Origin of the sequence: Pseudomonas ogarae (assembly GCF_014268695.2) — a bacterium.
Taxonomy (GTDB): domain Bacteria; phylum Pseudomonadota; class Gammaproteobacteria; order Pseudomonadales; family Pseudomonadaceae; genus Aquipseudomonas; species Aquipseudomonas kilonensis.
Window position 1 is genome coordinate 26,509 of the sequence record NZ_CP077086.1, and the last position, 22,206, is coordinate 48,714.

Below are 22,206 nucleotides of genomic sequence, written 5' to 3' on the forward strand. Positions count from 1 at the left end.
TGTGGCGAGGGAGCTTGCTCCTGCTCGGTCGCGCAGCGACCGCAAAAATGTTGGGGCCGCTGCGCAGCCCAGCGGGAGCAAGCTCCCTCGCCACAAGATCAAAATCAGCGGGCTTCTTAGACGCCGAACTGCGCCCGATAAGCCTCAACCGCCGGCAAATGCTGCTTGAGCTGCGGATCGTCGGCCAAAAACTCCAGCACCTGGTTCAGCGAAACAATGCTGATCACCGGAATGCCGAAATCGCGCTCCACTTCCTGGATCGCCGACAGTTCACCGTTGCCGCGCTCCTGGCGGTTCAGGGCGATCAGCACGCCAGCGGCCTTGGCGCCTTCCTGGGAACCGATGATCTGCATCACTTCGCGAATGGCAGTACCGGCAGTGATGACGTCGTCGATGATCAACACGTCGCCGGTCAGCGGTGCACCCACCAGGCTGCCGCCTTCGCCGTGGGCCTTGGCTTCCTTGCGGTTGAAGCACCAAGGCAAGTCGCGGCCGTGGTGTTCGGCCAGGGCGACGGCAGTGGTGGCGGCCAGCGGGATGCCTTTGTAGGCCGGGCCGAACAGCACATCGAACGGGATACCGCTCTCTACGATGGCCGCCGCATAGAAACGACCCAGTTGCGCCAGGGCGGAACCGGTGTTGAACAGGCCGGCATTGAAGAAGTACGGGCTGGTGCGCCCGGACTTGAGGGTGAACTCACCGAAGCGCAAAACGCCGCGATCGATGGCAAAGCGAATGAAATCGCGCTGATACGCCTGCATGAAAAAAAGCCTCAAATACCGCGGATTTAGCTAAATAGGTACACGGCGTGTATCATACACGCACGTGATTTTTGGGGCCATTTATGCGGATCATCAGTGTGAACGTCAATGGTATTCAGGCTGCAGTGGAGCGAGGTTTGCTCAGTTGGCTGCAAGCACAGAATGCCGACGTCATCTGCCTGCAGGACACCCGCGCCTCCGCCTTTGAACTGGACGATGCAGCCTTCCAACTGGATGGTTACTTCCTTTATGCCTGCGATGCCGAAGTCCCCGCCCAGGGTGGCGTGGCTTTGTACTCGCGGCTGCAACCGAAGGCTGTCATCAACGGTCTCGGTTTCGAGACGGCGGACCGCTACGGGCGCTACCTGCAAGCCGATTTCGACAAGGTCAGCATCGCGACCTTACTGCTCCCTTCGGGGCAGAACGGCGATGAAGATTTGAATCAGAAATTCAAGTTGATGGACGACTTCGCCCGCTACCTGGATAAACAGCGGCGCAAACGTCGCGAGTACATCTATTGTGGCTCGCTGTACGTGGCGCAACAGAAGCTGGATATCAAGAACTGGCGCGACAGCCAGCAATCTCCTGGTTTCCTGGCGCCGGAGCGGGCCTGGATGGACGAGATCATTGGCAACATGGGTTATGTCGACGCCCTGCGCGAAGTCAGCCGGGAAGGCGACCAGTACAGCTGGTGGCCGGACAACGAACAGGCCGAGATGCTCAACCTTGGCTGGCGCTTCGACTACCAGTTGCTGACACCTGGGCTGCGCCGCTTCGTACGCAGCGCCCGCCTGCCACGCCAGCCACGGTTCTCGCAGCATGCGCCGCTGATCGTGGATTACGACTGGACGCTGACCATCTAAGCGTACCGGCGACATCCCCCAGGTCGACCGACCAAAGAAAATGCCCGTATCGCAAGATACGGGCATTTTTTATGGCGAACGCTCCGCGCGGAAGCTCAAGCCGCGGCAAAAAACGGCAGGGCAAGGTACAACTTGATGACGATGACGTTAATGATATCGATGAAGAACGCCCCCACCATCGGCACCACCAGAAACGCTATCTGTGAAGGCCCATAGCGCTGCGTCACTGCCTGCATGTTGGCGATGGCCGTCGGCGTGGCGCCCAACCCAAAACCGCAATGCCCTGCCGCCAAGACGGCTGCATCGTAATGACTGCCCATGATTCTGAACGTCACGAAAATCGCAAACAACGCCATGACCAATGTCTGGGCCGCCAGGATAATGAAGATCGGCAAGGCCAGTGACGCCAGGTCCCACAATTTGAGTGACATCAAGGCGATCGCCAGGAACAGTGACAGGCTCACATTGCCGAGCACGGAGACTTCTCGTTCGAAGACCTGATACAAGCCAAGCGCCGAAAGCCCGTTGCGCAGGACCACCCCCACGAACAAGACGCAAACGAACGTCGGCAACTCGAAGGCGCTGTCGTGGAGCTGCCCATTCAAGAGCGTGCCGGCCAACAGGCTGACCGCAATCAGCGCCAGCGTCTCGATAAACGAAAACGGCGTAATCGAGCGCTCTTTGTTCGGCTGCTCGAACCCCTTGGGCACACGGGGCTTTTCTGCCTCAAGGCAGCCGGGGGCCTGGACACGCTTGATGAGCAAGCGAGCAACCGGCCCACCGATCAAGCCACCCAACACCAAGCCAAACGTCGCAGAAGCCATCGCAAGCTCGGAGGCGGAAGCCAGACCGTACTTCTCACTGAATACCGTCCCCCATGCTGCGCCTGTGCCGTGACCGCCTGCCAAGGTGATCGAGCCGGTCAGCAACCCCATCAACGGATCGAGCCCCAGCGCTTTTGCGAGCCCGATGCCCATGGCATTCTGGACCACCAGCAGGCCGACAACCGCCAGCAGGAAAACCCCAACTACGCGCCCGCCTTTCTTCAGGCTGGCGAAGTCTGCGCTCAGGCCAATCGTGGCAAAAAATGCCAGCATCAACGGTGTTTGCAGCGAAGTATCAAATCGAACTTCAACTTCAACCCCCCGCAAAGCCAGGAGCGCCAAGGCAACTACCAGTCCGCCCGCTACAGGTTCAGGGATATTGTAGGCGCGCAGGAAACCAACACGCGTAACAAGTCCGCGCCCCAATAAAAGCACTAGAGAGTGCGGCGACAAGTGTTCCATAGAAATCGAGCTGAAACATGAGAGTTTATTCTTTGAACATATATTCAGGGGCGAACTTTTTACCTGGACACGCCTCTTGAACAGGTTGATTGGCTCAACACTGATTGGCTTTGAATTCAAGGACCTTCAATGGTCTGAATATATCGAAATATTTCTGAAGGAATATAACTTGGCGCAACTCTATCAATCGAAGCGTCTTATTGCCAAGCATAGAGGCCGCACTGAAACTGTGCAGTTGTGACTAGAAGTGTAATAGCGGAATATGCGCACACTAACTCGCCACGCAATGGAAGACTGCACATAAAGAGAAACATTTATAACTTCAAAAAAGACAATGCCCCGATAAGCCGGGGCATTGTCCTTGAATCGCAGCGGTGATCGTTATTTGACCAGGCGCCAGGTAAACGGATACCGATACGGCTGCCCTTCATTGGCCTTCACACCACCAATGATCGTCAACACCAGCGCACCGATGGCCACCAGGCCAAACAGGAAGAAGCCGATCACCACGACCATCAGCAGCAAGCTGATCGCCGAGGCAATCGCCACGGTGATCTGGAAGTTCAGCGCTTCCTTGCCCTGGGCATCAATGAACGGGTCGGATTCACGCTTGAGCTGCCAGAGCACCAGCGGCCCGATCAGCGTGCCGAACGGAATCCAGATCCCCAACAAGGCGGACAGGTGACAAAACATTGCCCATTGACGCGCCTCTTTGCTCGGCTGGGGCAGCAGGATTTGCTCATCACTCATGACGCTCTCCTTGTCTTGAAGCGGAAATCGATCAGTCAGCCAAGGCGGCCTTTTGCAGTTCGAAGATCTCGTTCATGCCTTTCTTCGCCAACTCCAGCATAGCGTTCAATTCTTCCGGCTGGAACGGCGCGCCCTCGGCAGTGCCCTGGACTTCGATGAAACCGCCGGCACTGGTCATGACCACGTTCAGGTCAGTCTCGGCGGCGGAGTCTTCCAGGTAATCCAGGTCCAGCACCGGTTCGCCCTGGTACATGCCCACGGACACAGCGGCGATCATTTGCTTGAGCGGGTCGCCGCCCTTGAGGCCGCCGCGCTTCTTGATCACTTTCAAGGCATCGACCAGGGCGACCATGGCCCCGGTAATGGACGCAGTACGCGTGCCGCCATCGGCCTGGATCACGTCGCAATCGACATACAGCGTCACGTCGCCCAACTTGGACATGTCCAGAGCAGCACGCAGTGAACGGCCGATCAGGCGTTGGATTTCCAGGGTACGGCCGCCCTGCTTGCCACGGCTGGCCTCACGCTGGTTCCGCTCACCGGTGGCGCGCGGCAGCATGCCGTATTCAGCCGTCAACCAGCCCTGGCCCTGACCCTTGAGGAACCGTGGCACGCCGTTTTCGACACTGACGGTGCAGATGACCTTGGTATCACCGAATTCGACCAGTACAGATCCCTCGGCGTGTTTGGTGTAGTTGCGGGTAATGCGGATCGAGCGAAGCTGATCGGCAGCGCGACCACTTGGACGTTTCATAGGGAATACCTGTACAGGGGACGGAAAACTGCCGAGCATTATAGAGCCGTGAACCGTCATAGGGCAGTTAAACGTCGCTCGACTCTAAAAAGCCGACGCGAGCGAAGCCACGCAAAGGCCTGCCCGACGGGCTGCCACGCTTTGTCGCAAGCGCGGTTGGGGCATACGCCTCACTGCGCTACAATCCTGCGCCTTTGCTGCCCTTGGGCTTTTAATTTACAGATCCCAGGCCCACGACTACCGTCGTGCCGGCCTGCATTGCGAGGAACCTCCATGGTGCACAGCATGACCGCCTTCGCCCGCGTCGAAAAAGCCGGGGCCCAAGGCACGCTGAGCTGGGAACTGCGCTCGGTCAATAGCCGCTACCTGGAGCCGCATCTGCGCCTGCCCGAGTCCTTCCGCGACCTCGAAGGCGGTGTGCGCGAAGCGCTGCGCCAGGGCCTGTCCCGGGGCAAGCTGGAATGCACCCTGCGCTTCACCGAAGAAAGCACCGGCAAAGCCTTGCAAGTGGACCGCGAGCGCGCCGCACAATTGGTCGCCGCCGCCGAAACCGTCGCCAGCCTGATCAAGCACCCTGCCGCCCTGAATCCACTGGAAGTCCTGGCCTGGCCCGGCGTGCTGGTGGGTGACGCGAACGACCCGCAGGCGCTGAACACCGAGGCGATGGCGCTGTTCAATGAAGGCCTCAAGGAACTCAAGGCCGGCCGCGAGCGCGAAGGCGCGGAGCTGGCCCGGCTGATCAACGAGCGCCTGACCTCCATTGAAGAAGACGTCAGCACCCTGCGCGAACTGGTCCCGCAGATGCTCGCCACCCAGCGCCAGAAAGTCCTCGACCGCTTCACCGACATGAAGGCCGAGCTGGACCCGCAACGCCTGGAACAGGAAATGGTCATGCTCGCGCAAAAGAGCGACGTGGCCGAAGAACTGGATCGCCTGAGCACCCACATCATCGAAGTTCGCCGGGTGCTCAAGTCCGGCGGTGCGGCCGGTCGCCGCCTCGACTTCCTGATGCAGGAGCTCAACCGCGAAGCCAATACACTGGGCTCCAAAGCCTTCGACCCGCGCAGCACCCAGGCGGCGGTCAACCTCAAGGTGTTGATCGAACAAATGCGCGAACAAGTGCAGAACATTGAGTAAGGCTAACGACATGACCCACAGCACCGGCACCCTCTACATCATTTCCGCGCCCTCGGGCGCCGGCAAGACCAGCCTGGTCAAGGCCCTGATCGATGCCGAACCGCAGATCCGCGTCTCGGTCTCGCACACCACCCGCGCCATGCGTCCGGGCGAAGTGAATGGCGTGAACTATCACTTCGTCGACCGCGAAGAGTTCGTGAAGATGGCCGAACACGGCGACTTCCTGGAGCGCGCCGAAGTCTTCGGCAACCTTTATGGCACTTCGCAAAGCTACTTGCAGCAAACCCTGGACGAAGGTCACGACCTGATCCTGGAAATCGACTGGCAAGGCGCCGAGCAGGTGCGCAAGCTGATGCCCCAGGCCCGTTCGATCTTCATCCTGCCGCCGAGCCAGCAGGCCCTGCGCCAGCGCCTGACCAACCGTGGCCAGGACAGCGACGACATCATCGAAGGCCGGATGCGCGAAGCGGTCAGCGAGATGAGTCACTACGTCGACTATGATTACCTGATCATCAACGACGATTTCGCCCACGCGCTGGACGACCTGAAGGCGATTTTCCGCGCCAGCCAGCTGCAGCAGAAACGCCAGCAGCAACGTTTCGGCAAATTATTGGCCGAATTGTTGGGCTGAACAGCCCTTCCCAAAACCGCTGCGACGGCTTTACATTGGTAGTCGCAGCGCGCCGAGGGGTTTGGTTAAAAAATCAGCGCTTCCCTAAACGCTGGTGTTTTTTTAAACTGTCGAGTCCGCTCGCCCAACCGGGCAGCGCGCATATTGCATTCGCTCCGAGGAATACCATGGCCCGCGTAACCGTTGAAGACTGCCTAGAACACGTGGAAAACCGCTTTGAGCTGGTCATGCTCTCTACCAAGCGTGCCCGTCAACTGGCCACCGGTGGCAAAGAGCCGTTGGTCCAGTGGGAAAACGACAAGCCTACCGTAGTAGCGCTGCGTGAAATCGCCGAAGGCCTGATGAGCTACGAGTTCATCGCCAACGCTGAAATCGTCGAAGACGAACCGCTGTTCGCAGCGTTCGAGGACGAGTCCAACGAGGCGGTCTAAGCCTATGCCTGGTCGACGTAGCACGGCGCGGGGTCACAGCAAACGGCAGGAGTCATCATCATGCCGAGCATAGACGCCCTCGCCGATCGCTTATCGGCCTACCTCGGCACGGACCAGGTCAATCTGGTCCGCCGAGCCTATTTCTACGCCGAACAAGCCCACGACGGCCAGCGCCGCCGCAGCGGCGAGGCCTACGTCACGCATCCCCTTGCGGTGGCGAATATTCTTGCCGACATGCACATGGACCATCAGAGCCTGATGGCGGCGATGCTGCATGACGTGATCGAAGACACCGGCATTGCCAAGGAAGCGCTGCAAGCGCAGTTCGGCGAAACCGTGGCCGAACTGGTCGACGGGGTCAGCAAGCTGACCCAGATGAACTTCGAGACCAAGGCCGAGGCCCAGGCCGAAAACTTCCAGAAAATGGCCATGGCCATGGCCCGCGATATTCGCGTGATCCTGGTCAAGCTCGCCGACCGCCTGCACAACATGCGCACCCTGGAAGTGCTGTCTGGCGAAAAACGCCGGCGCATCGCCAAGGAAACCCTGGAAATCTACGCCCCCATCGCCAATCGCCTGGGCATGCATGCGATCCGCATCGAGTTCGAAGACCTCGGCTTCAAGGCCATGCACCCGATGCGTTCGGCGCGGATCAACCAGGCCGTCAAGCGCGCCCGGGGCAACCGCAAGGAAATCGTCAACAAGATCGAAGAGTCCCTGAGCCACTGCCTGGCCATCGACGGCATCGAAGGCGAAGTCAGCGGGCGGCAGAAACACCTCTACGGCATCTACAAGAAAATGCGCGGCAAGCGTCGGGCCTTCAACGAGATCATGGACGTCTACGCGTTCCGGATCATCGTCGACAAGGTCGATACCTGCTACCGCGTGTTGGGCGCTGTACATAATTTGTACAAACCGTTGCCGGGGCGCTTCAAGGATTACATCGCGATCCCCAAGGCCAACGGCTATCAGTCGCTGCACACCACGCTGTTCGGCATGCACGGCGTGCCGATCGAGATTCAGATCCGCACCCGCGAAATGGAAGAGATGGCCAACAACGGCATCGCCGCCCATTGGCTGTACAAATCCAGCGGTGACGAACAGCCCAAGAGCACCCACGCCCGCGCCCGGCAATGGGTCAAGGGTGTGCTGGAAATGCAGCAGCGTGCCGGCAACTCCCTGGAATTCATCGAGAGCGTGAAGATCGACCTCTTCCCGGACGAGGTCTACGTCTTCACGCCCAAGGGCCGGATCATGGAGCTGCCCAAAGGCTCCACGGCCGTGGACTTTGCCTATGCGGTGCACACCGACGTCGGCAACAGTTGCATCGCCTGCCGGATCAACCGCCGCCTGGCACCGTTGTCCGAACCGCTGCAAAGCGGTTCCACGGTGGAGATCGTCAGCGCCCCCGGCGCACGACCCAACCCGGCGTGGCTCAACTTCGTGGTCACCGGCAAGGCCCGCACCCATATCCGTCACGCCCTGAAGCTGCAACGCCGCTCCGAATCCATCAGCCTCGGCGAACGCCTGCTGAACAAGGTGCTGAACGGTTTCGACAGCTCGCTGGACAAGATCCCGGTCGAGCGCGTGCAACTGATGCTCCACGAATACCGTCTCGAATTGATCGAAGACCTGCTCGAAGACATCGGCCTGGGCAATCGCATGGCCTACGTCGTCGCCCGCCGCCTGCTCGGCGAAGGCGAACAGTTGCCAAGCCCCGAAGGCCCGCTGGCGATTCGTGGCACCGAAGGCCTGGTGCTCAGCTATGCCAAGTGTTGCACGCCGATCCCGGGCGATCCGATTGTCGGCCACCTGTCCGCCGGCAAAGGGATGGTGGTGCACCTGGACAACTGCCGCAACATCAGCGAAATCCGTCATAACCCGGAAAAATGCATCCAGCTCTCCTGGGCCAAGGATGTCACCGGCGAATTCAACGTCGAGCTGCGGGTCGAGCTGGAACACCAGCGCGGCCTGATCGCCCTGCTGGCCAGCAGCGTCAATGCCGCCGACGGCAATATCGAAAAAATCAGCATGGACGAACGCGATGGCCGCATCAGCGTCGTTCAATTGGTGGTCAGCGTGCACGACCGCGTGCACCTGGCCCGCGTGATCAAGAAACTGCGCGCCCTGACCGGGGTTATCCGCATCACCCGGATGCGCGCGTAGCCCATTCGTTATCAGGAGTCATTCATGACCAAGACCGTTATCACCAGCGACAAGGCCCCGGCCGCCATCGGTACTTATTCCCAGGCGATCAAGGCCGGCAACACCGTGTACATGTCGGGCCAGATCCCACTGGACCCGAAAACCATGGAGCTGGTGGAAGGCTTCGAAGCCCAGACCGTACAGGTGTTCGAAAACCTCAAGGCCGTGGCCGAGGCTGCCGGTGGTTCGTTCAAGGACATCGTCAAGCTGAACATCTTCCTCACCGACCTGAGCCACTTCGCCAAGGTCAACGAGGTGATGGGCAAGTACTTCGACCAGCCTTACCCTGCCCGCGCCGCCATCGGCGTGGCGGCCCTGCCCAAGGGCGCTCAGGTTGAGATGGATGCCATCCTGGTCATCGAGTAATAAGGCCGGCGCAGCCTCTCCCGCTGCGCCGTTTTCGTCTTGAAAGGATTCCACCATGCGCAAAGCGCTTGCTCTCTCGTTGGCAGCCCTGCTTCTGGGCGGCTGTGCCAGCGACCCTGCCGACCGTGACATCAGCGGCACCTGGATCAACCAGGCAGCCATCGACGCTGCCGCCCAGGGCGGCCCGCTTCGCGAAGCGTTGCAGGGCTATGGCCCGAACCTGGAATGGGACGTCAACACCCGGGCCGGTCAGGCGCGCTACACCAACGGCTTTGAAAACGTCGAAGGCAAATTGCTGGGCGAAGAAGACGGCGCCTGGAAAGTCGATTTCTACGGCAGTTCCGCCAGCGAACTCAAGCGTGACGGCGACCAGTTGAGCCAGGCCGCCACCGAGAACGAACCGCAGCAGGTGTTCGACCGCGCTCAAGTGCAGGTACCGGAAGGCGCGCCCATCGGCGCCAGTTTCGAGCGTGCGCTGTATGCCGCCTACCTGGGCGGCACCTGGAACATCGCCAGCGGCCCCGGCCAGGGCGCCACCGTGCAATTCCAGCCCGACGGCCAGGTCAGCGGCCTGCCGGGTGCCGATCGCTACGCCCTGTGCCTGGCCGGCGATTGCGCCTCCATGAGCGGTGGCAACGACAACATCTGGCTGCAGCAGAACGGCCAGGGCAACACCTGGATCTTTGCCCGCGACGGCAAGAAGCTGGAGATCTTCCAGACCGTCAACGCCGCGCTGGCCGATGAAATGCCTTCGTTCACGCCGGGCACTCGGCAGTGGTTGCTGGAAAAGCAGTAAGAGATAGGGCGCGTTGAAATAACTGTACGAGCGCCCCCTCCCGGCAAAGGTTCACGCGCGAGACGCAACAGGCTTTTTTCTACCCAGGCGGATCAGCTCATTGGAGAAACACAGCCCAATGATGATCAGTAGTGCGCCCGGGTACAGGCTTTCGCGCGGCACTTCATTGAGCACAACAAATGCCAGCAGTGCGGCGAACAGCGGCTCGGTCAGCTCCAAGGCTTGTACCTGGGATGGCTTGAGGTACTCGATTGCCTTGGTGGTGCAGAAAAAGCCGAGGATGGTCGGCAGCGCGGCCAGCGCCAGCAGTGCGGCAATCGCCCAGGGCGACAGCTCACCGATCACGAAGCCGTCGACCGAAGCCGGCATCAGCAAGTACAGGCTGCCGAAGAACAGCAACTGACGAGTGAAGTGCAGCCCACCGGACACGCCCATCCGTTTCATGGCTACCGAAAACGCCCCATAGCCGCAGCCCGCCATGGACGCGAGCGCAACGCCTTGGAGCGTGAAGCCCTGCTGCAGATCGGCGCCAAAGATCACTGCGATTCCGGCGATCGCCAAGGCGGCACCCACAGTGGCGTTCGCGGTGATCGCATCCTTGAGGATGATGCGTCCAAGCACAATCGAGGAAATGGAAGCACTGGCCATCAGCATCACGACTACCCCCGCCGCAGCGTAATGCCGATAGGCAGCCGTTTCGAAGTGGAACAGCACAAAGATACCGAGAAACGCGCAGATCGCTGCCTGGGTCCATTTGGCTGTCGTCGCCGGACGCTTGATAAACAGCAGCAGGGCCGAGAGCAGCAGACAACCCAGGACGGTCTTTATGACGGCGACACTGCTGGCGGTGAAACCATTGCTCATGAGCACTTTGCTGAGCACGCCTATCGTGGCGTTAAGTGCGGCGGCGGAGAGTGCAAAGATAACGCCTTTGCTGAAACTGGCTTGCATTGATGACGGTCCTTGTCGCTGTTAGGTCGTTCGATAGGATATTGGCCCACATCGACGACGCAAAAGATGACTGAAGCGGTTGCGGGTGGCCTGCAGATCACTCTTGGCTTCGGCAAGCAACGGATAATGCTCGGCGAGCTCGATGAACCAAGTCAAGACCTGGAAGATACTCAGGATGGTAGGAGCCCATAGAGGACTAGCCCTTGGCGCCGAACCACATCATCGAGCACGCGCCGAGCGGGCCCGCGTCAGCAGCGCCCTTCCAGAATTGCCGCATACCCATCGCGAAAACTCGGATACCGCGGCGTCCAGCCCAAAGCCTTCGCCCGGGCATTGCGGCAGCGTTTGCTGCCGGCACGACGCACGCTGGCGTCTTCAGACCACTCGGTAACGCCCATGTATTCCCGCAGCCAACCCACCACTTCGGCCAGCGGCGCAGGCGCATCATCGACGCCGATGTAGCAATCGTCCAACTCCTTGCCCTGGCGATCAGCTTCCAGCAGGAACGCCAGCAAGCCGGCGGCATCGTCGGCGTGGATGCGATTGGCGTACAGCGGCGGGTCGATCACGACGCGATAGCCTTGGCGCACCTGGCTCAGCAACCACTCCCGACCCGGCCCATAGATGCCGGTCAGGCGCACACGGCTGGCCGGGATGCCACTGTCCAAGGCCACTTGCTCGGCTTCGAGCATCAACCGCCCGGAATAGCCGCCGGCCACGGTTGGCGAGGCTTCATCCACCCACTCGCCCTGCTGCTGCCCATAAACGCTGCTGCTGGACACAAAAAGAAGACGCTTGGGCCGCTGGCCATGCTGCTTCAACCAGCTCAACACATGCTGCAACCCTTCGACATAAGCCGTGCGATAACCCGCTTCGTCATGGTCGGTGGCCGCGGCGCTGTACACCAGGTAATCCAGTGACCCGGTGGGCCAGTCGGCGGGACATTGCTCGCTGAACAAATCCCCCGCCACCCCGATGACGCCCGCTGGCAGCTTCGAAACCGTGCGCCGCAGGCCATGGACTTGCCAATGTTCGGCCACTAACTGGCGGGCCAGGCGGCCGCCGATATCACCGCAGCCGGCGATCAAAACAGAAGGCGCGGACATCAAGAACTCCTCTGGCAAAGCCGCAGACTAGCCTTCGCAGGGGACGAGCGGCTAGCCATGCGAGAAAAAAAGTTACTGTATTACTTTTGTTAACAAGAATTAATTGCAATAATGCCCGTCACTTTTGTTCTCGGCCTCACGAGGCCTGGAAGAACATCAACCTTCTTTTTCCTCTCAGGTCCGGCCAGCATGAAACGTTCTCTAGCCCCCGCTTCGCCAACCAATCGACCTCGTGCCTGGAGCACGGTAGCCGCCCTGCTGTTCAGCCTGCTGCTGGCACCTGTCGCCGCGTTCGCCGATGCGCAGGCACCCGCCACAACGCCGGCCACCGCACCGGCTGCTGCCCAGGCACCGGCCGACCCGGCTGCTCCCGTTGCCACGCCTGTCGCCACCGACCCGGCCCAAGCCGTCGAAGCCGACGCACCTGAAGTGCTCGAAGCCGACAACTCCCTGGGCATGGCCCACGACCTGTCGCCATGGGGCATGTACAAGAACGCCGACATCATCGTGAAAATCGTGATGATCGGCCTGGCCATCGCCTCGATCATCACCTGGACCATCTGGATTGCCAAAGGCTTCGAGCTGCTGGGTGCCAAGCGTCGCTTGCGCGGTGAAATCGCCGCCCTGAAAAAAGCCACCACCCTCAAGGAAGCCAGCGCCACTGCCGCGAAGGCAGGCACTCTTGCCAACCTGCTGGTGCATGACGCACTCGAAGAGATGCGCCTGTCGGCCAACAGCCGCGAGAAAGAAGGCATCAAGGAACGCGTGAGCTTTCGCCTCGAGCGCCTGGTCGCCGCCTGCGGTCGCAACATGAGCAGCGGCACCGGCGTGCTCGCCACCATCGGCTCTACCGCGCCATTTGTCGGCCTGTTCGGCACCGTGTGGGGCATCATGAACAGCTTCATCGGCATCGCCAAGACCCAGACCACCAACCTCGCCGTCGTTGCGCCCGGCATCGCCGAAGCCCTGCTGGCAACGGCCTTGGGTCTGGTCGCAGCGATCCCGGCCGTGGTGATCTACAACGTCTTCGCCCGCTCCATTGCCGGCTACAAGGCCCAGGTCTCCGACGCTTCGGCCGAAGTCCTGCTGCTGGTCAGCCGCGACCTCGACCACCTGCCACCCGAGCGTGGCTCGCAACCGCACATGGTGAAAGTGGGGTAATCGGCCATGGGCCTGCATTTGAAAGAAGGCGCAGACGACGATCTGGCCGAGAACCACGAAATCAACGTCACGCCGTTCATCGACGTGATGCTGGTGCTGTTGATCATCTTCATGGTGGCCGCCCCGCTCGCCACCGTGGACATCAAGGTTGACCTGCCGGCGTCGACGGCCAAGCCTTCGCCACGGCCGGAGAAACCGGTGTTCCTCAGCGTCAAGGCCGACCAGCGGCTGTTCCTGGGAGAAGACGAGGTCAAGGCCGAAACTCTCGGCGCGACCCTCGACGCCAAGACCCAGGGCAAGAAAGACACGACGATCTTCTTCCAGGCCGACAAAGGCGTGGACTACGGCGACCTGATGAGCGTGATGGACGCGCTGCGGGGCGCCGGTTACCTGAAAGTCGGTTTGGTCGGACTCGAGACGGCGCCCAAGAAATGATCACGACGCGCCAAAAGCTGACGCGTTACAGCGGTAGCCTGGCCGTGGTGCTGGGCGTGCATGCGCTGGCCATCGCCGTAGCGCTGAACTGGACATCACGCGCGCCCATCGAATTGCCTCCCCAGGCAATGATGGTCGAGCTGGCGCCGGTACCCGCCCCGCCGCCACCGGCACCGCCAAAAGTCGTCACACCGCCGCAACCTCCCGAGCCGGTCGAAGAATTGCCGCTGCCCAAGCTTGCCGAAGCGCCGAAGCCGGAGATTTCCGTGCCCAAGCCGGTCAAGCCCAAGCCAAAGCCGCAACCGCCCAAACCCAAACCGGTGGAGAAAAAGCCCGAGCCACCGAAGGAACAGCCGTCGGAGCAGAAGCCCAGCGACACCCCGCCAACCCAGTCAGTCGCCGAGAAGTCCGCGCAACCGGCTCCTGGCCCGTCGCCTGCGCAATCGGCGGCCAAGGCCAATTGGCAGGGCACGCTGCTGGCGCACCTGGGCAAGTACAAGAAGTACCCGCCCAGGGCCCAGCAGATGAACAAGGAAGGCACCAACCGCCTGCGCTTCGTGGTGGATGCCGAAGGCAACGTGTTGTCATTCGAACTGGTGGGCAGCTCCGGCACGGAGTTGCTGGACAAGGCCACCCTGGAAATGATCCGCCGCGCCCAACCGCTGCCCAAGCCGCCGACGGAGCTGCTGACCAACGGCACCATCGAACTGACGGCACCGTTTGTGTACTCCATCGACAAGCGCCGGCGTTGACCTTGCAAGCCCCTGTAACAGGGGGCTTTCTTATTTCTGGTAGCAAGCAAAGGCCCCTCTAGAGCAAGGACAACTGTGAGAGCAAAGCTTGCTCGCGATACAGGCACCTCGGTTCCAGCGAGTATCGCGTTGACCTCATCGCGGGCAAGCCTTGCTCCCACAGATCATGCATGCACATTGGACAGTGTCACACCGCACCCCCACTCTGATAACGTGCGTCTATCGATTGCAGCCGGTATGCTTGGCTCGCAACTTCACGGACGCTCGCCATGACCCTCACAGAATTACGCTACATCGTGACCCTCGCCCAAGAGCAGCATTTCGGCCATGCGGCCGAGCGTTGCCACGTCAGCCAGCCGACGCTGTCGGTGGGTGTGAAAAAGCTTGAAGACGAACTCGGTGTGCTGATTTTCGAGCGCAGCAAAAGCGCCGTGCGCCTGACCCCCGTGGGCGAAGGCATCGTGGCCCAGGCACAAAAGGTCCTGGAGCAGGCCCAGGGCATTCGCGAACTGGCCCAGGCCGGCAAGAACCAACTGACCGCCCCGCTGAAAGTCGGCGCGATCTACACCGTCGGCCCGTACCTGTTCCCGCACCTGATTCCGCAACTGCACCGGGTCGCCCCGCAGATGCCGTTGTACATCGAAGAAAACTTCACCCATGTGCTGCGCGACAAGCTGCGCAACGGCGAGCTGGACGCGATCATCATCGCCCTGCCGTTCAACGAAGCCGACGTCCTGACCCTGCCGCTCTACGACGAACCGTTCTACGTCCTGATGCCCGCCCAGCACCCCTGGACCCAGAAAAAAACCATCGACGCCGCCCTGCTCAACGACAAGAGCCTGCTGTTGCTCGGCGAAGGCCACTGCTTCCGCGACCAGGTGCTCGAAGCCTGCCCGACCCTGACCAAGGGCAGCGAAGGCGCCAAGCACACCACGGTGGAGTCCAGCTCCCTGGAAACCATCCGCCACATGGTCGCGTCGGGCCTGGGCATTTCGATCCTGCCGCTGTCGGCGGTGGACAGCCATCATTACGCCCCGGGCGTGATCGAAGTCCGTCCGCTGACGCCGCCCGTGCCGTTCCGCACCGTCGCCATCGCCTGGCGCGCCAGTTTCCCGCGGCCCAAGGCCATCGAGATCCTCGCCGACTCGATCCGCCTGTGCTCCGTGGCCAAGCCGCCCGCTGGCAAGTAAGCCACGGCCATGACGGAGCTGTCGAAAGTGCCGGTCACGGCACTCAAGGGTGTCGGTGAAGCCATGGCCGAGAAACTGGCCAAGGTCGGCCTGGAAAATCTCCAGGATGTGCTGTTTCACTTGCCGCTGCGTTACCAGGACCGCACCCGCGTGGTGCCCATCGGCCATTTGCGCCCGGGGCAGGATGCGGTGATCGAAGGCACCGTCAGCGGCGCCGACGTGGTCATGGGCCGCCGTCGCAGCCTTGTGGTGCGCCTGCAGGACGGCACCGGCGGGCTCAGTCTGCGCTTCTATCATTTCAGCAATGCGCAAAAGGAAGGCCTCAAGCGCGGCACCCGCGTACGCTGCTACGGCGAGGCGCGGCCAGGGGCGTCGGGGCTGGAGATCTATCATCCGGAATATCGCAGCATCACCGGTGACGAACCGCCGCCCGTGGATGAAACCCTGACCCCGGTCTATCCGCTCACCGAAGGCCTGACCCAACAACGCCTGCGCCAGCTCTGCCAGCAAACCCTGACCCTGCTCGGCCCCAGCAGCCTGCCCGACTGGCTGCCCACGGAACTGGCCCGGGATTACCACCTGGCGCCCCTGGCCGATGCGATCCGCTACCTGCACCATCCGCCCGCCGATGCCGACGTGGACGAACTCGCCCTCGGCCATCACTGGGCCCAGCATCGCCTGGCGTTCGAAGAACTGCTGACCCATCAACTGTCCCAGCAACGCCTGCGCGAAAGCCTGCGCTCCCTGCGTGCCCCGGCCATGCCCAAGGCCAGGGATCTGCCGGCCCGCTACCTGGCCAACCTCGGTTTCGCCCCCACCGGCGCCCAGCAACGGGTCGGCAACGAAATCGCCTACGACCTGAGCCAGCCCGAGCCGATGCTGCGGCTGATCCAGGGCGATGTCGGCGCCGGCAAGACCGTGGTCGCCGCCCTGGCGGCGCTGCAGGCATTGGAGGCCGGTTATCAGGTGGCGCTGATGGCGCCCACCGAGATCCTGGCCGAACAACATTTCATCACCTTCCAGCGCTGGCTCGAACCGCTGGGCATCGAAGTCGCCTGGCTGGCCGGCAAGCTCAAGGGCAAGAACCGCGTCACCGCCCTGGCACAGATCGCCGAAGGCGCGCCCATGGTGGTCGGCACCCATGCGCTGTTCCAGGACGAAGTGCAGTTCAAGAACCTGGCCCTGGTGATCATCGACGAACAACACCGCTTCGGCGTGCAACAGCGCCTGGCCCTGCGGCAGAAAGGCGTGGGTGGGCGGATGTGCCCTCATCAGCTGATCATGACCGCCACGCCGATCCCGCGAACCCTGGCGATGAGCGCCTACGCCGACCTCGACACCTCGATCCTCGACGAACTGCCCCCCGGCCGCACACCGGTCAATACCGTGCTGGTCACCGACACCCGACGAGTGGAGGTGATCGAGCGCGTGCGCGGCGCCTGTGCCGAAGGGCGGCAGGCTTATTGGGTGTGCACCTTGATCGAAGAGTCGGAGGAACTGACCTGCCAGGCGGCCGAAACCACCTTTGAGGACCTCACCGCCGCCCTCGGCGAGTTGAAGGTCGGACTGATCCACGGCCGCATGAAACCCGCCGAAAAAGCCGCCGTCATGGCTGAATTCAAGGCCGGCGCCCTGCAGCTATTGGTCGCGACCACGGTGATCGAGGTGGGCGTCGACGTGCCCAATGCCAGCCTGATGATCATCGAGAACCCCGAGCGCCTGGGCCTGGCGCAGTTGCACCAGCTGCGCGGCCGGGTGGGCCGGGGCAGCGCCGCCAGCCATTGCGTCTTGCTGTACCACCCGCCGCTGTCGCAGATCGGCCGCCAGCGGCTGGGGATCATGCGCGAAACCAACGACGGGTTCGTCATCGCCGAAAAAGACCTCGAATTGCGCGGCCCCGGCGAAATGCTCGGCACGCGCCAGACCGGTCTGCTTCAATTCAAGGTAGCCGACCTGATGCGCGACGCCGACCTGCTCCCCGCCGTACGCGATGCCGCCCAGGCGCTGCTGGAACGCTGGCCCGACCACGTCAGCCCGCTGTTGGATCGCTGGCTGCGTCATGGGCAGCAATACGGCCAAGTGTGAGCACGCGCTCAGTTTTCAAGACGCGCGTACCGGACAAGCTGGTTATACTGACCAACTTGTAGGAAAACGGATACAGACCATGACAGAAGCTGCCCTCGTCCCCGAATCCCCGCACGCTCCGTCTGTTATTCGGCTGTTGCTCGAGAAATTGGGCATCGGCTTTGACGAAGTGCTCGAACGCCCCGGCCTGAACCCAGCCCGCAAAGTGCAGGCAGTGTTGCTGCACGATGCCGTTGGCGCGCTCATGGTGCTGTTTCCGCAAAGCCAGCTACTGGACCTCAACCGCCTGGCCGAACTCACTGGTCGCAAACTCACGGCAGTGCCGACCGAACGCCTGGAGCGCATGCTCGGCAAACACAGCCTGAGCCTGCTGCCCGGCCTGCCGGCGCTGACCAGCTCGCCGTGCCTGTACGAAGAAAGCCTGCTGCGCGAACCGAAGTTGCTGATCAATTCCGGCGAACCGGGGCTGTTGCTGGAAGTCACCAGCGAAGCGTTCAAGACCATGCTCACCAAGGCCAGCGCCGCGACGTTCGGTGAACCCGTGAGCAACATCACCCCCAACCTGGACCGCCCGCACGACGACCGCGCGGAAATCACCCAGGCTGTGCAGGCGTTCACCGCCCGGCGTATCCAGCAACGACTGGAAGAAACCATCGAGATCCCGCCGCTGGCCGAAACCGCGCAGAAAATCATCAAGCTGCGGGTCGACCCGGACGCGACCATCGATGACATCACCGGTGTGGTGGAAACCGACCCGGCCCTGGCCGCGCAAGTGGTGAGCTGGGCGGCATCGCCCTACTACGCATCACCCGGCAAGATTCGTTCGGTGGAAGATGCCATCGTGCGGGTCCTGGGCTTCGACCTGGTGATCAACCTGGCGCTGGGCCTGGCCTTGGGCAAGACCCTGAGCCTACCCAAGGACCACCCGCAACACACCACGCCGTACTGGCACCAGTCGATCTACACCGCCGCCGTCATCGAAGGCCTGACCCGCGCCATGCCGCGCGCCCAGCGTCCCGAAGGCGGCCTGACCTACCTGTCCGGTCTGCTGCACAACTTCGGTTACCTGCTACTGGCCCACGTGTTCCCGCCGCACTTCTCGCTGATCTGCCGGCACCTGGAGGTCAACCCGCACCTGTGCCACAGCTACGTGGAACAGCACCTGCTGGGCATCAGTCGCGAGCAGATCGGCGCCTGGCTGATGCGCTACTGGGACATGCCCGACGAACTGGCCACCGCCCTGCGCTTCCAGCACGACCCGCACTACGACGGCGAATATGCCGAATATCCGAACCTGGTGTGCCTGGCGGTGCGCCTGCTGCGCTCGCGCAGCATCGGCTCCGGCCCGGATGAAGAGATCCCGGACGCGCTGCTTGAACGCGTGGGCTTGACCCGGGAAAAGGCCAACGATGTAGTCAGCAAAGTGCTGGACGCGGAAGTGTTGCTGCGGGAGCTGGCTTCGCAGTTTGGCCATTGATTGCCGGGTGGCTGATGCGCTCATTGATGGCTGACGGCCTGATGAGCTTTTGTGGCGAGGGAGCTTGCTCCCGTTCGGCTGCGCAGCAGACGCAAAACCTGCCGACGCGATCCGCCTGGAGGACCGCCTCAATCCATGTGGGGCCGCTTCGCAGCCCAGCGGGAGCAAGCTCCCTCGCCACAGGATTTCCCGACTAGACCTTCTTGGCCTTCTTCGGCTTCAAGTACTTGGTCAGCCCCTGGAACCAGATCACCAGCGCCGGGTTGCCCTTGATCTGGATCGACTTGTCCTGAATCCCCGTCATGAACGCCAGCTGCTTGTTCTTCGCCTGCATCGTGGCGAAGCCATAGGCGGCGTCCTTGAAGGCAATGGCGAACGCAGGCTCCGAGTAAGTGCCGGACTGGCTAGTGATGCGCTGGTTTTTCACGGTGAAATGCCGGGCGACCTTGCCGTCCAGGGTTTGCAGCTGGAACACCAGCTCCTTATCGCCCAACTGCTGCTGGAACGCCGGATTGGTCCGGCTGGCCTTGCCCATCAACAACCCCAGCATCCACAGCAGAAAACGAAATTTCATGGGCACAACCTCGTGAGAAAAGATCAATGGCTGGCAGTTTAGCGATTCTTCGGCTTAACGCCATCATCGAATCGCTTTAGCGGAAGATCAGCTAGTTTTCGCGAAAGATGACTGCCAAGTCACAAAAACAGAAATCAAAAGATCGCAGCCTTCGGCAGCTCCTACGTCGATTTCTGTAGGAGCTGCCGAAGGCTGCGATCTTTTGATCTTTTTACTCTCCTGTTCCTCGGACATTTCCTTCAAAACGCCGGGCTGTTCATGAACTAGGCGCGGTGGGCGTGGGCCGCTAACCTCTGTTCGTCACCAAAAAACGGTGACACGGACGTGCAAGTCCGACCTGGAGCACAATTGGTTATAGCTATTGGACGAGCATTTTTTTATGCTCGCGCCCCGTTATGGCAACTGTGCGTGGGAGACCTTCGGGTCTGCCGGATACTCCGGGCCGGTCTTGCACACTTACGCACAGTTGCCACCCTTTTCGAATGCAAGCGAGAGGATGTCAGCCCCAATACCGGAAAAATAATATGTTCAAGGTCACTCCCAATCCGCCGCAAAACGGCCACAAATCCCGCGTCCAAGCGCAGGAAGAAAAAAAGCTCGATGACGCCGCCACCCGCGCCCTCGACTACTACCTCAACCCAAAGCCCGCCTCACCGCCAGAACCCGACAGCACCAAGCTGTTCATCGTCGCCCCCCACATCGACACCGAAACCCTGCTGGCCAACGCCTCCGAAGACCTGCTCTCCATCAGCACCATCGCCGCCGACCTGGCTGACGACGTGGATGACTCACGCCGCTGTGTCGCCCTGGCTATCAGCCGTATGGCCGATGGGGTGCAGTTGTTGGTTGAGCGGGCGTTGGATCATCTAGAAACCAAGGAGGCGGTGGCGCCCGGCGCCAAGGTGTAGAGCTTTGCATTGATGCAGGCTGAACCGGCGCCATCGCGAGCAAGCTTTGCTCCCACAGATCCTGCTCAAACAGAGCTGAGGGTGTACGACCGGGAGAACCAGGTCGGCTGTTAGGCCGCCTCGCGAGCAAGCTTTGCTCCCACAGGTCCTGCTCAAACAGATCTGAGAGGTGTACGACCGCAAGAGCCAGGCCGGCTACTAGGCCGCCTCGCGGTGGACGTTGATCTCCGCGCCCCGTTAACCACGCTGGCCGAACGCAGGCATTGTGGAGTGGGCATCCCGGCATGGATGCCGGGATAGCCGCGCTGGGCCATGGATGGCCCTTCGCGGCGGGCCCACGGAGCAATGTCGGAGTGAGGGCATGCCGAGCCTAAGCGAGGCACCAAGTGGTGGGGCAAAAGCGTTTTGGTTACTTTTGCGCTCTTCAAAAGTGACCCGCCGTCAGGGCGGAACCCTAAGCCGCCGTTACCGCAACAACGGATATGTACCCAGAAACAACTGTGGGAGCGAACTCACTCGCGAAGGCGGTGTATCAGTCGACATTAATGCCAACTGAACCAGCGCTATCGCGAGCAAGCTCGCTCCCACAGGGTTTTGGCTGCTGATCAATGATCAGCCGCCATCACTCAATCAAACATTCGGGCAAGGCACCGGTGCCCAGTCGCCCAGGTCCGGGTTTTTGCACATGCTGTTGACCTGAGTGGTACCCGCACTGGCGACCTGCTTGCTTTGATCCTGTTTGGCCTTGGCGTCCTGCAAGGTTTTCTCAGTGGCGACCGCTTCTTTAGGCACGGTTGGCAGTTCTTTCTTCTTCGCCGGCGTCACTTTTTTCTTGGTCTTGGTGCTGGTCTGCGCCACAACCTGCGTGGTATCGGCAGTGGCCACAGTCACCACGTCAGTACGCTGCACACCCACTTGCTGCAGGTCTTTCTCGTAAGCCTGGGTGTAGTTGTTCAGGTCTTCGGACGCTTTGCCGTTGACCGCGACGATCAGGTCGTTCGACTCTTTCAGGCCGGCGACGATTTCTGCCAGGCGCTTGCGGCCTTCAGTGTCATTGACGGTCTTGGCCTTGCGGTCGGCAACCAGTTTGCTGAACGCGCTCTGGTAGCACTGCTGCGAAGCCTTGGCGTAGGCAGTGCTGCGGTCGATGTCCGACGCGCTTTTGCTGACGTCGGCAGCGTAGGAGGCGATGCGCATGTTGTCATCGGCGATCTGCTTCTGGCGCTCGGTGTAGTAACCGGCTGCACCACCGGCCAGGGCGCCGCCTGCGGCACCGATGGCGGCGTTGCGGCCACGGTCTTCCTTATCGGCGGTCAGGACGCCCAGCAGTGCACCACCGACTGCGCCGACGGCAGCGCCGGTGACCACGGACTTGGTCATGTTGCCTTCGGTGGAGCGCAGGTGCTGCACCGGCTCGTAGCAGTTCGGGTAGTACTCGACCTTGGTGCTCGAGGCGACCTTGGAAGTCGGCGACGTGGCGCAGCCGGTCAGTACGGTGCTGAAGCCGACAGCGACCATCAGCAAGTGACGCTTGGAAACCGAAGCCAAAGGTTTACGGGAGAAAAGCATAGTTGTGTTCTCTTTTAA

The 22,206-nt window shown here is 61.5% G+C and carries 21 protein-coding genes and 1 pseudogene; 14 read left to right on the forward strand and 8 right to left on the reverse strand.

Annotated elements, in window-relative coordinates:
* Window positions 1-116: 116 nt before the first annotated feature.
* Window positions 117-761 (reverse strand): orotate phosphoribosyltransferase, encoded by a 645-nt coding sequence (pyrE, locus tag HU749_RS00130; protein ID WP_003206873.1) that lies wholly within the window; start codon window positions 759-761, stop codon window positions 117-119.
* A gap of 83 nt (window positions 762-844) precedes the next feature.
* On the opposite strand from pyrE, the gene crc reads away from it, so the two are divergent.
* On the forward strand, window positions 845-1,624 hold the full coding sequence (crc, locus tag HU749_RS00135; RefSeq protein ID WP_013694557.1) for a catabolite repression control protein Crc: 780 nt from the start codon (window positions 845-847) through the stop codon (window positions 1,622-1,624).
* A gap of 95 nt (window positions 1,625-1,719) precedes the next feature.
* Here crc and gltS read toward each other — a convergent pair.
* The 3 genes and pseudogenes from gltS to rph all read right to left on the reverse strand — a co-directional run bounded on the left by gltS (window position 1,720) and on the right by rph (window position 4,414).
* A pseudogene (gene gltS, locus HU749_RS00140) lies at window positions 1,720-2,929 on the reverse strand (sodium/glutamate symporter).
* A gap of 362 nt (window positions 2,930-3,291) precedes the next feature.
* A complete protein-coding gene (locus tag HU749_RS00145; RefSeq protein WP_013694558.1) occupies window positions 3,292-3,660 on the reverse strand; it encodes a DUF4870 domain-containing protein in 369 nt (122 codons plus the stop codon).
* A 31-nt stretch (window positions 3,661-3,691) separates the two neighbouring features.
* The gene (gene rph / locus HU749_RS00150) at window positions 3,692-4,414 is read right to left on the reverse strand and encodes a ribonuclease PH (protein WP_003177262.1); all 723 of its coding nucleotides are present in this window, start codon (window positions 4,412-4,414) and stop codon (window positions 3,692-3,694) included.
* 273 nt (window positions 4,415-4,687) lie between these two features.
* Here rph and HU749_RS00155 point away from each other — a divergent pair, with 273 nt between their 5' ends.
* The 6 genes from HU749_RS00155 (at window position 4,688) to HU749_RS00180 (ending at window position 9,980) form a co-directional block, all read left to right on the forward strand.
* On the forward strand, window positions 4,688-5,551 hold the full coding sequence (locus tag HU749_RS00155) for a YicC/YloC family endoribonuclease (RefSeq protein ID WP_046064471.1): 864 nt from the start codon (window positions 4,688-4,690) through the stop codon (window positions 5,549-5,551).
* A gap of 10 nt (window positions 5,552-5,561) precedes the next feature.
* Window positions 5,562-6,182 carry a guanylate kinase gene (gene gmk / locus HU749_RS00160; RefSeq protein ID WP_003206877.1) on the forward strand — a complete coding sequence of 207 codons (621 nt, stop codon included), beginning with the start codon at window positions 5,562-5,564 and terminating at the stop codon, window positions 6,180-6,182.
* A 167-nt stretch (window positions 6,183-6,349) separates the two neighbouring features.
* Window positions 6,350-6,613, forward strand: a complete 264-nt coding sequence (gene rpoZ / locus HU749_RS00165; protein ID WP_003177259.1) for a DNA-directed RNA polymerase subunit omega — start codon at window positions 6,350-6,352, stop codon at window positions 6,611-6,613.
* A gap of 60 nt (window positions 6,614-6,673) precedes the next feature.
* Complete coding sequence (gene spoT, locus HU749_RS00170; RefSeq protein ID WP_003206879.1) at window positions 6,674-8,779, forward strand: bifunctional GTP diphosphokinase/guanosine-3',5'-bis pyrophosphate 3'-pyrophosphohydrolase; 2,106 nt, start codon at window positions 6,674-6,676, stop codon at window positions 8,777-8,779.
* 24 nt (window positions 8,780-8,803) lie between these two features.
* Window positions 8,804-9,184: a RidA family protein gene (locus HU749_RS00175; protein ID WP_003206880.1), complete on the forward strand. Its 381-nt coding sequence runs from the start codon at window positions 8,804-8,806 to the stop codon at window positions 9,182-9,184.
* 55 nt (window positions 9,185-9,239) lie between these two features.
* Window positions 9,240-9,980: a hypothetical protein gene (locus HU749_RS00180; RefSeq protein WP_046064472.1), complete on the forward strand. Its 741-nt coding sequence runs from the start codon at window positions 9,240-9,242 to the stop codon at window positions 9,978-9,980.
* A 51-nt stretch (window positions 9,981-10,031) separates the two neighbouring features.
* On the opposite strand, the gene HU749_RS00185 is transcribed toward HU749_RS00180, so the two are convergent.
* Both HU749_RS00185 and HU749_RS00190 read right to left on the reverse strand, forming a co-directional pair.
* Complete coding sequence (locus tag HU749_RS00185; RefSeq protein WP_079303057.1) at window positions 10,032-10,931, reverse strand: DMT family transporter; 900 nt, start codon at window positions 10,929-10,931, stop codon at window positions 10,032-10,034.
* A 248-nt stretch (window positions 10,932-11,179) separates the two neighbouring features.
* The gene (locus HU749_RS00190; protein ID WP_186649378.1) at window positions 11,180-12,037 is read right to left on the reverse strand and encodes an SDR family oxidoreductase; all 858 of its coding nucleotides are present in this window, start codon (window positions 12,035-12,037) and stop codon (window positions 11,180-11,182) included.
* Between the two features lie 189 nt (window positions 12,038-12,226).
* Here HU749_RS00190 and exbB point away from each other — a divergent pair, with 189 nt between their 5' ends.
* The 6 genes from exbB to HU749_RS00220 all read left to right on the forward strand — a co-directional run bounded on the left by exbB (window position 12,227) and on the right by HU749_RS00220 (window position 19,137).
* On the forward strand, window positions 12,227-13,198 hold the full coding sequence (gene exbB, locus HU749_RS00195) for a tonB-system energizer ExbB (RefSeq protein ID WP_079303059.1): 972 nt from the start codon (window positions 12,227-12,229) through the stop codon (window positions 13,196-13,198).
* 6 nt (window positions 13,199-13,204) lie between these two features.
* Window positions 13,205-13,633 (forward strand): TonB system transport protein ExbD, encoded by a 429-nt coding sequence (gene exbD / locus HU749_RS00200; protein ID WP_003206888.1) that lies wholly within the window; start codon window positions 13,205-13,207, stop codon window positions 13,631-13,633.
* Window positions 13,630-14,385, forward strand: coding sequence for an energy transducer TonB (locus HU749_RS00205; protein WP_079303060.1), 756 nt, complete (start codon window positions 13,630-13,632; stop codon window positions 14,383-14,385). Before exbD ends, HU749_RS00205 begins: the two co-directional genes overlap by 4 nt.
* Before the next feature lie 269 nt (window positions 14,386-14,654).
* Window positions 14,655-15,575, forward strand: a complete 921-nt coding sequence (locus HU749_RS00210; protein ID WP_003206891.1) for a hydrogen peroxide-inducible genes activator — start codon at window positions 14,655-14,657, stop codon at window positions 15,573-15,575.
* 9 nt (window positions 15,576-15,584) lie between these two features.
* Window positions 15,585-17,660: an ATP-dependent DNA helicase RecG gene (recG, locus tag HU749_RS00215; RefSeq protein ID WP_079303061.1), complete on the forward strand. Its 2,076-nt coding sequence runs from the start codon at window positions 15,585-15,587 to the stop codon at window positions 17,658-17,660.
* A gap of 79 nt (window positions 17,661-17,739) precedes the next feature.
* Complete coding sequence (locus HU749_RS00220) at window positions 17,740-19,137, forward strand: aminoacyl-tRNA deacylase and HDOD domain-containing protein (protein WP_186649380.1); 1,398 nt, start codon at window positions 17,740-17,742, stop codon at window positions 19,135-19,137.
* A 193-nt stretch (window positions 19,138-19,330) separates the two neighbouring features.
* On the opposite strand, the gene HU749_RS00225 is transcribed toward HU749_RS00220, so the two are convergent.
* Window positions 19,331-19,711 carry a helicase gene (locus HU749_RS00225; protein WP_186649382.1) on the reverse strand — a complete coding sequence of 127 codons (381 nt, stop codon included), beginning with the start codon at window positions 19,709-19,711 and terminating at the stop codon, window positions 19,331-19,333.
* Window positions 19,712-20,235: 524 nt separating this feature from the next.
* On the opposite strand from HU749_RS00225, the gene HU749_RS00230 reads away from it, so the two are divergent.
* The gene (locus tag HU749_RS00230; protein ID WP_014340872.1) at window positions 20,236-20,619 is read left to right on the forward strand and encodes a DUF6124 family protein; all 384 of its coding nucleotides are present in this window, start codon (window positions 20,236-20,238) and stop codon (window positions 20,617-20,619) included.
* Window positions 20,620-21,249: 630 nt separating this feature from the next.
* Here the strand turns inward: HU749_RS00230 and tagQ are convergent.
* Window positions 21,250-22,188: a type VI secretion system-associated lipoprotein TagQ gene (gene tagQ / locus HU749_RS00235; RefSeq protein WP_046064481.1), complete on the reverse strand. Its 939-nt coding sequence runs from the start codon at window positions 22,186-22,188 to the stop codon at window positions 21,250-21,252.
* Window positions 22,189-22,206 lie beyond the last annotated feature (18 nt).

What these genes read in the sequence shown, in the direction of transcription:
- pyrE (WP_003206873.1), bottom strand. Translation starts at nt 761, where the DNA reads ATGCAGGCGTATCAGCGCGATTTCATTCGCTTTGCCATCGATCGCGGC.
- crc (WP_013694557.1), top strand. Translation starts at nt 845, where the DNA reads ATGCGGATCATCAGTGTGAACGTCAATGGTATTCAGGCTGCAGTGGAG.
- HU749_RS00145 (WP_013694558.1), bottom strand. Translation starts at nt 3,660, where the DNA reads ATGAGTGATGAGCAAATCCTGCTGCCCCAGCCGAGCAAAGAGGCGCGT.
- rph (WP_003177262.1), bottom strand. Translation starts at nt 4,414, where the DNA reads ATGAAACGTCCAAGTGGTCGCGCTGCCGATCAGCTTCGCTCGATCCGC.
- HU749_RS00155 (WP_046064471.1), top strand. Translation starts at nt 4,688, where the DNA reads ATGGTGCACAGCATGACCGCCTTCGCCCGCGTCGAAAAAGCCGGGGCC.
- gmk (WP_003206877.1), top strand. Translation starts at nt 5,562, where the DNA reads ATGACCCACAGCACCGGCACCCTCTACATCATTTCCGCGCCCTCGGGC.
- rpoZ (WP_003177259.1), top strand. Translation starts at nt 6,350, where the DNA reads ATGGCCCGCGTAACCGTTGAAGACTGCCTAGAACACGTGGAAAACCGC.
- spoT (WP_003206879.1), top strand. Translation starts at nt 6,674, where the DNA reads ATGCCGAGCATAGACGCCCTCGCCGATCGCTTATCGGCCTACCTCGGC.
- HU749_RS00175 (WP_003206880.1), top strand. Translation starts at nt 8,804, where the DNA reads ATGACCAAGACCGTTATCACCAGCGACAAGGCCCCGGCCGCCATCGGT.
- HU749_RS00180 (WP_046064472.1), top strand. Translation starts at nt 9,240, where the DNA reads ATGCGCAAAGCGCTTGCTCTCTCGTTGGCAGCCCTGCTTCTGGGCGGC.
- HU749_RS00185 (WP_079303057.1), bottom strand. Translation starts at nt 10,931, where the DNA reads ATGCAAGCCAGTTTCAGCAAAGGCGTTATCTTTGCACTCTCCGCCGCC.
- HU749_RS00190 (WP_186649378.1), bottom strand. Translation starts at nt 12,037, where the DNA reads ATGTCCGCGCCTTCTGTTTTGATCGCCGGCTGCGGTGATATCGGCGGC.
- exbB (WP_079303059.1), top strand. Translation starts at nt 12,227, where the DNA reads ATGAAACGTTCTCTAGCCCCCGCTTCGCCAACCAATCGACCTCGTGCC.
- exbD (WP_003206888.1), top strand. Translation starts at nt 13,205, where the DNA reads ATGGGCCTGCATTTGAAAGAAGGCGCAGACGACGATCTGGCCGAGAAC.
- HU749_RS00205 (WP_079303060.1), top strand. Translation starts at nt 13,630, where the DNA reads ATGATCACGACGCGCCAAAAGCTGACGCGTTACAGCGGTAGCCTGGCC.
- HU749_RS00210 (WP_003206891.1), top strand. Translation starts at nt 14,655, where the DNA reads ATGACCCTCACAGAATTACGCTACATCGTGACCCTCGCCCAAGAGCAG.
- recG (WP_079303061.1), top strand. Translation starts at nt 15,585, where the DNA reads ATGACGGAGCTGTCGAAAGTGCCGGTCACGGCACTCAAGGGTGTCGGT.
- HU749_RS00220 (WP_186649380.1), top strand. Translation starts at nt 17,740, where the DNA reads ATGACAGAAGCTGCCCTCGTCCCCGAATCCCCGCACGCTCCGTCTGTT.
- HU749_RS00225 (WP_186649382.1), bottom strand. Translation starts at nt 19,711, where the DNA reads ATGAAATTTCGTTTTCTGCTGTGGATGCTGGGGTTGTTGATGGGCAAG.
- HU749_RS00230 (WP_014340872.1), top strand. Translation starts at nt 20,236, where the DNA reads ATGTTCAAGGTCACTCCCAATCCGCCGCAAAACGGCCACAAATCCCGC.
- tagQ (WP_046064481.1), bottom strand. Translation starts at nt 22,188, where the DNA reads ATGCTTTTCTCCCGTAAACCTTTGGCTTCGGTTTCCAAGCGTCACTTG.